The sequence below is a fragment of the Mycoplasma sp. 4013 genome (assembly GCF_054353875.1).
In genome coordinates this window covers 37,627-51,960 of the sequence record NZ_JBTHHK010000006.1, presented here as the reverse complement: position 1 = coordinate 51,960, position 14,334 = coordinate 37,627, and the positions used below count along the sequence as shown (strand labels likewise).

General features: G+C 24.0%; 10 protein-coding genes. 7 read left to right on the top strand and 3 right to left on the bottom strand.

Annotated elements, in window-relative coordinates:
• Window positions 1-377 precede the first annotated feature (377 nt).
• From ACXYRO_RS02710 to ACXYRO_RS02695, 4 genes are read left to right on the top strand one after another with little or no spacing between them, the layout of a single operon-like run.
• Window positions 378-4,073 (top strand): AAA domain-containing protein, encoded by a 3,696-nt coding sequence (locus ACXYRO_RS02710; protein ID WP_458614232.1) that lies wholly within the window; start codon window positions 378-380, stop codon window positions 4,071-4,073.
• Entirely contained in the window at window positions 4,045-5,967 is a 1,923-nt protein-coding gene (locus ACXYRO_RS02705; protein WP_458614231.1) for a hypothetical protein, read from the top strand. Before ACXYRO_RS02710 ends, ACXYRO_RS02705 begins: the two co-directional genes overlap by 29 nt.
• Window positions 5,967-6,971 carry a hypothetical protein gene (locus ACXYRO_RS02700; RefSeq protein ID WP_458607405.1) on the top strand — a complete coding sequence of 335 codons (1,005 nt, stop codon included), beginning with the start codon at window positions 5,967-5,969 and terminating at the stop codon, window positions 6,969-6,971. The genes ACXYRO_RS02705 and ACXYRO_RS02700 overlap by 1 nt, the downstream gene beginning before the upstream one ends.
• Window positions 6,971-8,788, top strand: a complete 1,818-nt coding sequence (locus ACXYRO_RS02695; protein WP_458598178.1) for an AAA family ATPase — start codon at window positions 6,971-6,973, stop codon at window positions 8,786-8,788. Before ACXYRO_RS02700 ends, ACXYRO_RS02695 begins: the two co-directional genes overlap by 1 nt.
• Window positions 8,789-8,824: 36 nt before the next feature.
• Here the strand turns inward: ACXYRO_RS02695 and ACXYRO_RS02690 are convergent, their stop codons facing one another.
• Genes ACXYRO_RS02690 through ACXYRO_RS02680 form a run of 3 tightly spaced genes read right to left on the bottom strand, consistent with a single transcriptional unit; the run spans window position 8,825 to window position 10,741 of the window.
• On the bottom strand, window positions 8,825-10,054 hold the full coding sequence (locus tag ACXYRO_RS02690; protein WP_458614230.1) for an Eco57I restriction-modification methylase domain-containing protein: 1,230 nt from the start codon (window positions 10,052-10,054) through the stop codon (window positions 8,825-8,827).
• 1 nt (window position 10,055) lies between these two features.
• Entirely contained in the window at window positions 10,056-10,577 is a 522-nt protein-coding gene (locus tag ACXYRO_RS02685; RefSeq protein ID WP_458614229.1) for a hypothetical protein, read from the bottom strand.
• Between the two features lie 11 nt (window positions 10,578-10,588).
• Window positions 10,589-10,741: a hypothetical protein gene (locus ACXYRO_RS02680; RefSeq protein WP_458614228.1), complete on the bottom strand. Its 153-nt coding sequence runs from the start codon at window positions 10,739-10,741 to the stop codon at window positions 10,589-10,591.
• 173 nt (window positions 10,742-10,914) lie between these two features.
• Here ACXYRO_RS02680 and ACXYRO_RS02675 point away from each other — a divergent pair, with 173 nt between their 5' ends.
• The 3 genes from ACXYRO_RS02675 to ACXYRO_RS02665 are packed head-to-tail and all read left to right on the top strand — an operon-like array spanning window position 10,915 to window position 14,330.
• The gene (locus ACXYRO_RS02675) at window positions 10,915-11,619 is read left to right on the top strand and encodes a DNA-methyltransferase (protein WP_458607402.1); all 705 of its coding nucleotides are present in this window, start codon (window positions 10,915-10,917) and stop codon (window positions 11,617-11,619) included.
• Window positions 11,609-12,484: a DNA adenine methylase gene (locus ACXYRO_RS02670; RefSeq protein ID WP_458614227.1), complete on the top strand. Its 876-nt coding sequence runs from the start codon at window positions 11,609-11,611 to the stop codon at window positions 12,482-12,484. The genes ACXYRO_RS02675 and ACXYRO_RS02670 overlap by 11 nt, the downstream gene beginning before the upstream one ends.
• Complete coding sequence (locus ACXYRO_RS02665) at window positions 12,474-14,330, top strand: hypothetical protein (protein ID WP_458614226.1); 1,857 nt, start codon at window positions 12,474-12,476, stop codon at window positions 14,328-14,330. Before ACXYRO_RS02670 ends, ACXYRO_RS02665 begins: the two co-directional genes overlap by 11 nt.
• The last annotated feature ends 4 nt before the right edge of the window (window positions 14,331-14,334 follow it).

Sequence of the window (14,334 nt, the reverse complement as noted above, 5' to 3'; positions counted from 1 at the left end):
AGTAAATGTATTCAAGACATTTTAATGAATTATAATTACTATTCAGTTTTCAAAGGACTATGCCTAAGGGGTATTTTTTTAACTTGTGTAAGAACACAACCTAAAAAATATCAGTAAAAAGCAATAAATTGCCTATTTTTATAGTAAAATTTATGAATAAATAATTCATAATAAGAGAAATTGTGAGGTAAATTAAATATGGTTGTGGATAACTTGCTACACACACACACACATCTACTATTAATATAGCTGTTAATTTTAATAGTAAGCTTTCGTATGGCGATTTAAGAATTCAAGCAGGACATATTTCTGAAAAACAAAAAGAGAAAACCCTGGAGAAGTTTCTTCAAGAAACATTTCGAAGGAATTTAAATTACTTGAATTCTAATGATATAAATCAGTATATTAATTATCTTAATGAAGTATTTAAGAATATAGATAATTATAACTTGGAAGTAATAAATCTTGATTTGCTATCAAGCAAAAAGAAGTTAGAAAAGGTTTTGTTAAATAATGATTGGAATGATTTAAAAACAGGTGGACCGTTGGTTTCAACTGTAGTTTTTATTGTAAAGCTAAAGGATTCCTATATTAAAGAATTTAAGATTGACAGATTTAATAGCATTTGTCTTTTTACTAAATTAAAGAAACTGGAGAGTATTAAAGATTTATATTTTGAATTAAGTAGAATAGAGTTTTTGGACTTATCATTAGAAAAAGAATATCAAAATATTTCTAATCTTTGCATTCAGCTTATAAATATTAAATACGAAGAAAATTATTTTAGAATATACAATACTCTAAAAGAGAATCATAAAATAAGAAACATAATTCTTGAAAAAAGTAGTGAATTAATGTGAACAAAAAATACAAAAACTGAAAATGGATTAAAACTAAGGAATTCATTGGATTTTTTAATTTCTTTCCATATCTTTAATAAAGAAAGTGATAAAAAGACATACTCATATCCTGTTTTAAAATTCAAAGACAGAAGAGTTGATAATATAAATACATATCATAAGTATTGATGCTTGGTGAGCAGAGATAATAAAAAAGAAAAACTTGTTTCCGGTAAGAATATCAGTATATTTGCTGAAAATGATTATGATGATAAATATGAATTTACAAACAAAAACGAAAATGATGTTGATAAAACCGAGTATATAAAAAGTAAGTTAAATTCATTTATAAAATCATCAAATGAATCAATAAATATGCTTACACATCAGAATCAAAATCTGACAAATGAAATTAATGAAAAAGAAAAAGAGAAGAAACAATCTGAAAAACATAAACAAGATTTACAACAACAAATAAGCAATTTTAATAATAAAATTAATGAAGTATCAAATCAAATAAAAGAAATTAAAAAAATTAAAGAACAATCATGAGAAGATGATTATGATGTTGATAATTATAAAGATAAAATAAATTACTTAAATAATGAAAAATTATTACTAGAGCAGAAGATAAAAAAGATCGATGTAGAACTCAAAAATATAAGTGAAAATATAAGGATATCAAACACCAAATTATCTGATATACGAACTTTAATTAAATCAAATAAAGAAAGTATAGAAAAAGAAGAAAAAAAAGTAAAATATATTGAAAAACTAATAGCAGATAAGTTTTTTAAGATATATAAAATTATAGAGACTGAACTGAAGATAAAAAAAGACACAAAATCTGAGTCAATAGAGAATATAAATATAAAATCAATTAATGATTCTGAACACTCTCTATTAAATATAAAAGATCTTTTTAATAGCAATCATTATTATTTGTCGGATAAAGATGAAGGTTTAGTAATTAAATATAGAAGATTTTATAATTCGTTAAAAAACTTTAGTGATGGGATGTACAGAAATCCTTATTTAGCAAAATCAGTAGAAGAACCAAATTTCTTTCAGGTGAACATACCAGCAAATTTTAAAATAAACAGTCAGATAGCATTGAATTTAAATCAAAAACAAGAAGAATCAGTTAAAAAAGCACTAAATTCATCAAGTATTTCATACATTCAAGGACCGCCTGGGACTGGAAAAACACAGACTATTTGTGCAATTATAGAGCATGTAGTAAATGAAAATAAAAAGAACTGTTTAATAATGTCATCAACACATGAAGCAATTAATAATGCACTTGATCGCTTGTATGAAATTAATAAAAAGAATCCCAATTTTATATATTTTAAGTTATTAAGACGAGAAGATATAGATTACAGTAATCCTGAAATTCTAGAAAATGAAAAATTCAGCGATAAAGCGATGTTAAAGAATTTTACAAGTTCTTTATTCAATAATTTAATTACTGAAAAAAAGAATTTTCAACCTTTTTTAAATTGGTATAAAGATAATAAAGAAGAAAATTTACTAAAATATATTGATATAAAATTAAGTGTTGAATATTTAGAATCAAATAAAGACAAAGCACCAGATTTATATTTAAAAATAACTCAACACACAAAAGATGAAGTTATGAAAATAACTTTATCCCCTTATAAAGAAACTATAGATTATGACATATTGCACCAGATATTAGATTTTACAATCAAAACTAACCATGAATATAAAGGATTTGAAGAAAATAAATATTTTCAACAATTTAAAAATGTAGCAAGTAAATCACAAATTAGATTAGTCGAATTTTGAAATCTTGATGATATTCTAAAGAAAACACAAGCTCAAATCCAGGATAAATGAAGTATATATTTTGATAAAATGAAAAATTATTATGCTGATAAATCAAACAACAGTATTGATGATATTAAAAATTTTGCTAGGAAAGCATTTGATGCAGATTTAATCAATGTTATAGGAATGACTACATCAGCCAGACAAGAAATATCGATTTTTAATGATAGCGATAATTCTAAAAGGTTATTTATAGATTATCCTATATATTTTCAAATTCTTGATGAAGTATCAAAATCAACAACATTAGAAGTGATTAATAGTATTTTAATGGCTAATAAGGTAACATTAGTTGGAGATTATCGGCAACTGCCACCTAATGTTGAATTAACTGAAAACCTAAATGACAAAAAACTTAATCAATATGGAGAATCAGATAAAGGAATTTTGGATAATTGATGAAATTGGTTGAAACTTCAAAATAGCTCAAAATGACCAGCAACAGAAGAGTTTTGAAATAATCTTAAAAAGGAACTGGAATTTCCTTTCTTTAAAGAACATGCATTGCAAATAAAAAGAAGATATAATAATCATTCACCATATTCATTTTTAAAAACTCAACACCGTTTTGCTACCGAGATAATGAATATAGTTAACTTTGTTTATGATCATGATGAAAAACTCGAGATGCCGAGCATTTATCAAAGTCACGAATTTATTAATTATAATTTAAAAACGAATCAGAATAATAATTTTAATCATCATTTTAACATAGTTGATTCCACACATTATTCGACAGATTTTATGAAATTTCTTTCTTTAAATTCAGAACATTCAGAAAAAAACAAAATAATTAATGCTCTTAGCAATCTTTCTTACACTGCTGATCAAAAATCTTCTATGTTTAAAAACAAAGAATACAACGGAAGAATCAATGAATATAATGCATATATTATTATAAAAATACTTCATAATTTATTTAAAAATAACAATATAAACTCCAACCAAATTGGTGTAATCTGTATGAACCGTGATCAGAGTAATGTTGTTAGAAGCTTCATCAAAGAATACTCGCATATAAAGGCACTAAAAAATATCAAAGTAGATACAGTAGATAACTTTCAAGGTCGCGAAAAAGATATTGTTATAGTAGATTTAATCAGAGCACAAAATAGTTTCGATGAGAACGGTTTCGTTAGTCTTAATACCAGAAATTATGATTTTTATAAAAAAATAGAACGTTTAAATGTTGCAGTTTCGCGAGCAAAGGATAAATTAATTTTAGTTGGTGCATTCCGAAAACCTCTTAATGATATTGTTTCAGAAATAGATCTACCTACAGGAAGTAAATTCGAAAGCATTATCAGAAAATGATATGATGAAGCATCAAGCAAAGGAGCAATTGTTAATTATGATGAAGAACAATTCAATGAAGATTAAGATTAATGTTCCATATTTAGAATTAAAAATATTTAAAAAATACAGAAAACTCATTGATATGGATGAACTAAGTGCGATTTTTGTAGGAATTATTAAGTATTTAGAAAACCCAGACTTTCGAAGTAATTACGAAATTAAATCTACTGATTTATTTAAAGATGTTATTACAAAAGTATTAAATATTTGACAAAGATCATTTGTTTTAATAGAAGAAAAAATAGATAATTTATTTATAAATAATGTTTTATATACACACACTAATAAATATAATAAAGGAGATTGAAAGAATTTGAGATTTCATTCTATTAAGATAAATAAAAAAATATTAGAATATTTTGATAATGATGAGTATAAAACACTTGAAGAACAAGAAAAGATAGTAAAAAATATAATTTATGTTAATTTAATAAATAAAGAACGCAGAATAGCTGTGAAGAAAACAGATATTAATTGAAAACCTAACTTTTCTGATTCAAATGATTTAAATAACATAATTAAACTGCGCGAAAATATAAAAACAAACGATGATAATGTTTCGCAATGGAAAGAATATAAATCAGGTGGATATGATGATAATAAGGATTATGTCTTTATTTCACATCAATTAGAGAAAGTTAATGTTCTTATAGAAGAAAATTGTGAATTTGAAGTAGATAATAACAAAATTAAATGAAACAAGACAAATTTTATATATTCATATAATCAATATATTCCTTCATTTTCATATATACTTAGACAAAAACTTCAAGAAAAATTTAATGAAGTTTTTGATGGGAGTGATTTTCAAGGGAATTTTTATCAAAAGGATAAAGAAGATCTAAAATATTCATTAGAAGAAAATCAAAACTTGATAGATAAATGTAATGAACAAAAGAGTTGAATCTGACCCATTTCAATTAAAATTATATATGCTGAAAATAAGCATTGACAAGTCTTTAAAGCGCCAATAAAACTGCAATATTACCTTAATAACAATTTGGGAAATCCAAAAACTGACTTTGTTAATACCTATCAGTTATATAAAGAAGAAATAGATTTAAAACATTGGATTAAAAGTGAGTTTTCAAAAGAAAACACACAGGATATAAATCATCAGATAAAAGATGCTAAGGTTCTGGAATATGTTATGGAAATTATTGATTATAATTTCACAGTTAATTATTTTTATAATTTCTTTGTTAAAAATAAAGAACAAATATTAAATCATAAAATAACAGATATAAATAAATTAATGTATTTATACACAGAAAAATTAATTGAATATGATGAATTAATTAAATATTTAAAGAAGCAAAAAAATAACATTTATAAGAATATAGATAACGGTGAATTTATAAAATTAGTATCATCAAAATATAAATATGATATAACAAATTCAACATTGCTAAACATTTTCTATGAGACATTTCCTTGGTTTTATGATAATGGCGAAGTGTATTTTGACAACTGAATACCTGAAATAAATATTAAAAAAGCATTTGAGATTCTTAATTTATTGCTACTAAAATACAAATCAATGACAAAGAGCGAATTAGAATCACAATTAAATAAATTAACTGCAATAAATTACAGTCCTTTAAAAAGTCCATATATATCAAATAATATAAATAAAATTAAAATTTATCTAAAAGATGCTCCAACAATGTCTGAAGAAACATTTTTAGGCAGAACAGCAAAACTAAGACAAAGTTTAGAAACCTTAGTAAATTCAACAAAAAATGTTTCTAAATTATTAAAAGAAAAAGGATATCCTAATTTTTCCAAAACATATGAATGAACTTCTGAGCAAATACATAACAAAGAAAAAGAAAATTTTAGTTTTAATTTAACAAAAGAGAAGCAATTGTTAAGATTTGAATCAGAATTTGATAACAGTAAAAAAGGAGAAAAATAATGTCACATGCTGCAGTAATTACTCATAGCATCTGCATTGATGCAGAAAAACAAGAGTTAAATAAAATTAATGATGAAGTTACAGAACTTTATAACAATGCTTCATCTGAATTATTTCAAGAACAATGTAAAGAAATTTTAGAATCAGTAGCTGCAAGTTTAAATACGCTCGAGTCGTTTTCCGAGACAAGACAAATATATGAAAATCAAGTTACTGCTAGAGAAACAGAATTTCAATACCAAAAACACAGAATTTTTAAACAACTAGAAAATCTTAAATTAAATTTAAACTATATCGATGATATTTTTGCTCAAATTAAACAAGATGAAAGTGAAATAAATCGACTAATTTTAAAAGAAGGTTATATTGCAAACATCGCTATAGAAGAACTAAAAGAAACTGGTACAGTTATTACAACGAATGCACTGCAAGCCAAAATTTCTCAGATAAGAAATAAAGAGATTACTAAGCAAACATTGGATAAAACTAAAAGACATATTGAGAACTTAATTGAAGAATCTACATTAGATATAAAGATAAAATTCAAATTACTTGATGAGCTAGATACAAAGACTTCTCCGCAAGAAATAAGTGATTTATTAGCAGTAATACAAGAGTTAAATTATCGTAATAATTTAACCCAAAGAAAAATAAATACCTATAAAGAAGTTTTAAAAGAAAACGGGTATCATTTAAAAGGTACACCAGATGTTATTACAATTACTGATGACAAAGGTGAATTGCGAGTTTCATTTGCATATGTTCTAAATTTTAAAAATAATAAAGATAATAGATTTAAAATTATTTTCAATCTAGATGACAGTGTACAATATGATATAGGGGATTATGAGAAACATATGTGTGTTACATTATCAGAAAAGATTCAGCAAGCAGTCTCTAAAAAAGGATATTTATACAAAGATATTAAAATACTTCGTAATATTATCAATGCAAAACCATTATTAAAAGCAATGCAGCAAACCATAAAATCTGGAGTAAAATAATGTATAATTCTTTAAAGAAATTAGCAATTAAACTGCAAGAAAAGAATCTTGTAGTTATCTCAGGTAATGTATATGATACATATTATTATAAAGATGAACATGATAATAAAAAAGAACATAATTTAGATCAACATATAATTAATTTGTTTGAATCGTTAGGTTATCTAAGGATAACTAAATTTAGTCCTGGATATGGTGAATTCCAATTATATCCAGAAGTTATCACTTCTGAATATGAAACAGATGAAGAAGAAAACAGTATCGATTTGTTGACATATATGAGAAGATTGCTTGAAAGCATTGTTGAATTTAACAAGAACAAAGTTTCTAAAAAAGCGAATCCAAATGTATATATTATTGATTTTTCAGATATATTAATTTCTAATACAGCAACGAATTCGCCTGAGTTAATTGAAGTTATTAGTGGAATATTATCAGTTATTTTAACTAACATTAAATCTGAAAAACTGATTAATAATGCAGATATTAATAAACAAAATAAAGTGATTTTTATAGCAAAAAATGAGCAAAATATCTTTAGTGAATTAGTTAAGGATAATCCTGAGGCTGCAGTAGTTCACATCAATAAACCAAATCAATACGAGCGATCATATATAATAGAAAACACATCTGAAAATTTCATTGTTTCTGATGTAAGTAAATTACAAGAAATAAAAAGCAAAGAGCACTCGCAGGCAGTAGGATTAACATCACAAAAAACATGCCGTGAAATAATGCAAATTGGTCGAGTTTGATGAACAGGAAGTAATAAATTCACATATACTGAAAAATATAACCTTATTCATTATAATAAAAAAGAATCAGAGTGACAGAAAATTAATCCTGTAAACCTCAAAAACTTTGAAATTGAGATAAGAAAAAGAGTATTAGGTCAAGATGGAGCAATTGCTAAAATAAAGCAAACATTAATTTCATCATTTATTGGTTTAAATGGTATCTTGCAATCGCAAAAGTTATCCAAACCAAAAGGAATTTTATTTTTTGCCGGACCCACAGGGACAGGTAAAACCGAAATATCAAAAGCATTAGCAGAATTTGTTTTTCACGATGAAAATAAATTGCTTCGTTTTGATATGTCAGAATATAATCATGAACATTCTGATCAAAGATTAATTGGTGCTCCACCAGGATATGTAGGATATGATTCAGGTGGAGAGTTAACTAATAAAGTGAAGGAAAATCCATTTTCTATTTTACTTTTCGATGAAATTGAAAAAGCACACCCGAAAATACTAGATAAATTCTTACAAATCTTAGAAGATGGTAGATTGACATCTTCTAAGGGAGAGTTAATAGACTTCTCGGAAACTTTTATTATTTTTACGTCCAACATTGGTGCAAATAAAGTATCTCCAGATGATTCAGTTATAAATGTTGAAAAGAATTTTAGAAAAGAAGTTGTAAATTATTTTAATAATCAACTACAAAGACCAGAATTATTAAATCGTATCGGCCATAGAAATATCATAGCATTTAACTTTATAACTGATGATAATATCATAAAACAAATAATTAAAATTAACCTTGTTAAACTACAAAAACAATTGAAGTCATTATATGAGTTAGAAATGAGAATAGCAGACTATGAAAATGTAATAAATGGTTTGTTAACCAAAACAAAAACAAAAATTGATAAAAAATTAGGTGCACGTGGAATTATTACAGGTTTAGATGAAATTTTAATTGATAAAGTTAGCGATTTTATTTTTGAAAACTTTACAAACATTCGAACAAGCAAACAAACAACATTAAATATAGAGTATAAAGAAGGTGAAATCTTTTTAAATTTGGAATAAATTTATTTTTTAACTGTGTCACAGTTAAAAAAGTTTTTAATATTTTATTAATTTGACTAATTGAGCAACTTTAGAAGTTATTTTATGATCAAAAGTATTAATATTATATTTGAGATGTTTAAGAACTTTTATATTATTGAAATTACCAAATCTGCTAATATGTACCAAAACTTTATATATATCTTGCTTTAGAATTTTTAAAAAATATTCTGCTTCTTTTTTATCATCAAATTGATAAAAACCCACAGATTGTGTAACATTAAAATTTGTAGTTATAAAAGGAAGGAAATAAGTAGAAAGCGGAACTATAATAAGATATTTATCAAAGATATCTTGTTTAATTTTTGCATATCTTATTTGTTTAATAGTATGAATTGTCGGATATTTAAATTCTTGATCTTGGTTATCACTAAGCAATATACTTTTAGTAAAGTTGTATAAATCACAGCGATATTTAAATCCTGTAGGGTCATTATTGATTAATAATTGAACTAAATCTAATGTTTCTTGTGATATGTATAAAGGTATAAATGGTAAACTTGGATAAATTACTACATTTTCTTGAATGTCTTTTTTAAGAAAACTATTATATATGGTGGTTTTATGATCAAAAATACCTTTTTGTCATACAAAAACACAAAAAGAAGAACCGACTTTATTAAAATATCTTTTTACATCATTGTCAATCACAATAAAACTCCCATTTTTAAGAAGTTTTTTCAATGTAGTATTATGGTTGTTGAAAGACATTCAATTGTTCGGAGTTATAAAACATAAATATCCATTATCCTTTAATAAATCAATAGAATATTCAATAAATTTATTTGATAAACTTCTATTTTTGTTTCCGCCACCTGAATATGGTGGATTTGCTAATATTAAATCATATTTTATATTAAATTCATCATTTAAATCAAAAGCATCACCACATCTTAGATGTGGTGGATTCAATAATTCCTTGCAATTATCAACTCTTAACTCGCTTATTTCATTAAAATAAATATTATTAAGTTGTGTTTTTGTAGCACAATATGCACCAAAATTACCATTTCCAGAGCACGGATCAAGAATTTTTAAGTCTTTCCTGCTTCATAACTCATTTGGGATATAATTTATCATTTTTTCAACACATTCCATTGGAGTACATATATCATCCCGAGATTTCATATGATTTTGATCTTCATTTAGTTTATTTAAGAACTCTTTTATTTTCTGGTATTCAAATTGATTGTTTACCTCTGTATTATTAATATTATTTTTTTTCATACTATTTCTTTCTAGTCATTTTGGATTGAATATTTGCTATTGGTTTTTGATGAAATTGATTTAAATATATGTTTAATAACCTATCTTCTACGAAAATGCTTGCAGGAGAAGCAACAAAAGCGAATTCACCATAATATTCTACATGCAGTGGTTTTTGAGGTTGATATAGATATAATTTGAATTCTAACCTTGTGCTTACAAAGGATTGTAAAATCTTTATATTAGCTGTAGATGCAGTTCTTCAGTTAACAACAGTACCACAATTATAAGATTGCAATCTATATATAAATGGTGTTCTAGTTTGACCAAACTTAATAATATATTCATTATTATCTATATATGCTGTTATCATATAAACAACACCCACTTCGTTTTCGAAAATTTCTTTTGCTTTTTCATTATGAAAATCAAAAGCTACTATTTTTTTATTATATCGTTTGTCATCCTTAATTATTAACGGTTTTGCTTTTAATTTACAAATAAATTGAAAATCTTTAATTCCTTCAAACTTGAAATCTGACAATTTAGGTTGAGTTATGACATCTTGATATAAAAACGGGGTGTCATTTTTGTTTTCAAAGAAAACAAATTTTTCAATGCATTTATATAATCAACACCAATTTTTGATTCATATGTTGATTCATCTATTTTATTACAAAGTTGTTTTAGTTGCTCAATATCTCTCATTGATTATCCTTAATATATAATATTCTATTATAAATTTTTAAAATAACTGATAAAAATTTTGGTTGTGAATTACCTTGTGACTAAAAATAAATTACAATATTAAACGAGACAAACATAAAGAATTCAGGAAGTTTTACATCCAATATGATAAAATTTTAATAAAAGGAAATAAAATGCAAATTAATAAAATTTACCACCTAGACTGTATCAATTTGTTCAAGCAAATGAAACAAAATCATATTAGTGTTGACTGCATTATTGCAGATCCACCTTATAATATAAGTCGTAAAAATAATTTTCATACTATTAATCGACAAGGAATTGACTTTGGTAATTGAGATAAAGATTTTGATCAAACACACTGAATTAAAGAAGTTAAAGTGCTTTTAAAACCTGGTGGTAGTATTTTGATATTTAATGATTGAAAAAACCTTGGAGCAATTGCTGAAGCACTAAATCAAAGCGGTTTAATTGTTAAGGATTTAATTCGTTGAATTAAACCTAATCCGATGCCTCGAAATATTAATAGAAGGTATATAACAGACTTTGAATTTATTATTTGAGCTGTTAAACCTGGAAAAAAATGAATTTTTAATTTTGATAATAACAAAGATTATCCATATAAAAAACCTGAATATAATTTTGCAGTTGAAAATTCTAAAACCGTAAGGATTCATCCGACTCAAAAACCAGAAAAACTAATTATGGAATTAATTAAAACACATACGAATAAAGGTGATTTGATTCTTGATCCTTTTATGGGTAGTGGAAGCACAGCAATAGCAGCAATAAAATTAGGAAGAAATTTTATTGGTAGTGAAATAAGCGATGACTATTTTAAAAAATCACAGAAAAGAATATTAAAAAATGCAAAATAAACATATACGTTCTCCGCTTAATCATTTAGGTAATAAATATCGTATTTTAGACATTATTTTTACTAATTTACCTAGTATGCAGGCAAGTACGAAATTTGTTGATGTTTTTGGTGGTAGTTTTAATGTTGGTATAAATAGCCCATTTAAAAATGTTATTTATAATGAATATGATAAAGCACTTTTTGAAATATTAACATCTTTTTTATATACAGAATTTGACATAATAGACAAAAAAATCAACGAAAAACTAGAAGAATATCAACTAAGTTATAAAAAAAATTATAAAGAAAATAAAGAGAAGTATTTAGTTATAAGAAATGACTATAATGAAACTAAGGATATAATATTATTAATAATATTAGTATTTTTTAGTTTTAATTCAGAATTGCGCTTCAATAAAAAAGGTTTTTTTAATGTTCCAATAGGAAAAAGTGGTTATACCAAATATAGAAGAAGTAATTTAATAAAATTTATAGAATTATCCAAAACTAAATTAATTCAAACATATAATTTAGATTTTGAAGATTTAGTGCTTGATTTAATTTCAAAGTATAAAACAGATCAAATTATATTTTATTTTGATCCCCCATACCTTATTTCAAATGCTACATATAATAATAATTGAAGCATTGATGATGAAAAAAGGTTGATAAAAATCTTGCAAAAATTAAATGATAAAAAATATAAATTTATTTTATCTAACTTTATAAAAAATGGAGATGTTGAAAATAATATATTAAAAGAATTTTTAGAAAAAAATAAAAATTTTGTTATAAAAGAAGTTCCCACAAATTATAAAAGTAGCAATTATCAAAGAACCTCAAAAAATACAACGGAGATATTAGTAAAAAATTATGAAGCATAATGTCAAATTATGAAAGATAGGTGATACATCCTGGAGAAAAAATAATCAAATTGCTTTGTATAATTTTGTCATAGATTATATATATAAACAAAATATAATTTCTGATTTATTAGGCGAATATCAAAACTTTTGAAATGTTTGTGTAAAAGAAGGATTTAAACAAAAAAATACAAGTTATTTAGAAAAAGATATAAATTTACTGTTTAAGACTTTAAGAAACTTTAGCTTAATAAAAAAGAATGAAAAAAAAGAAAAAAATATAACACTTTTGAAAAATCGGGATGGTAGTTTTTTTTACAATATTCTTAGGGGAGCTAATGAAGATAGCGAAATTTTTAGATTATTAGATTTATTTGGACAATATTTTGGTATTTCATCAGACACCTTTATTTGAATCTGCTTATTTTTAAAATTTAATACAAAGGATATAAATGATAAATTTCAAAGTAAATACACATTTCAAGAACTCTTTACTTCATTATGCAAAGAAAAATTTATGTCTAAATATGACTTAATAAATTTACATTTTGCTATTGAAGAACATCAAAGTGAAAAATGAAAGGAATTTAATTTTAGAAAGAAGATAAAAAATTGAAAATTTTATAATATTTTAAGTGAAAAAATTAAAGATAAAAATTATGATAAAGAATGAGAAATTAATTTTGAGAGAATTTTTTCATTAAAAAACTCAGAAAAAATTATAAAAATTTTAACTTTAATAGTAAAAAAAAGATTGCATCTTGAATGAAAAGTTCAAAATCAAAAACAAATTATTGATTTTTTTAAGAATATACCTTTTAATGAATTTAATGAACAAGTTAGTTATTATTCTGATATATTAACAGCAAAGGAGGAATATTTAAACCTAACTTTATATTGATCAGAAAACCTTGAAATTTTTACAATAGATTATAATAATAACGAAAAATATTTAACTTTTAGAAATGATGAGATAAGAAATTTTTTTAAATTTCTTATTCTTGAAGATAAACAAATACTTTTAAATAATTTGACTACAACATCGCTAGAAAACTTTGTTGAACAAATTTTAAAAATATTTAAAAACTATATTAATCAAACAAATATTCAAAAATATCAAAAAGCACTTATACCACCTTTTGATTTAGAAGAAGTAGTTAGCTTTATTAAAAATGGTATAAATATAAATACTTATCTACATAAGATAAAATTAGACCAATCTAAAGAAAAATGAGAACATTTAAATGGTATTTCTCGAGCAATTTTAACTGAATATTTTATTAATTTATATGTTTGATATATAACAAAAGAAAAATATTGATATGTTAATTTTCCAGAATTTCAAGACTTTGCTAACACATTACTAGATTATAATCTATATCCTAAAATGACAGCACCTGGTGGACAACCAGATGCATCTTTTGTTTCAAAAGAACTAAATATTATTGTAGAAACTACAATTTTAAATAACAAAAGTCAATTAATAAAAAATGAAATTGAACCTAATAAACGACATGCATTTGAAATATGGAAAAATAATAAAGTTAAAACAATAGTATTATTATTTAGCGAAACAATTTTCAAGAGTTTTTTGCAATATTTATATTTTGCTTTCGATGAAAGTAAAGATTTAATAAAAGAAAATAATACAAATTTATGGGTAAATACATCCAAAATGATTACTATAAAACCAATATTAATTCAAGAATATTTTCAAAACGTTAATAATTTCACTGACCATATAATAGAACTTTTAGAAAATATAGAAAAAACTAATAATCTTATTAAAGAACAAATTGTTAATAATGATAATTTTAATGATGATAATGTAACAGAATTAATGTTTATAGAAGCAATTACAAAATAAGGAG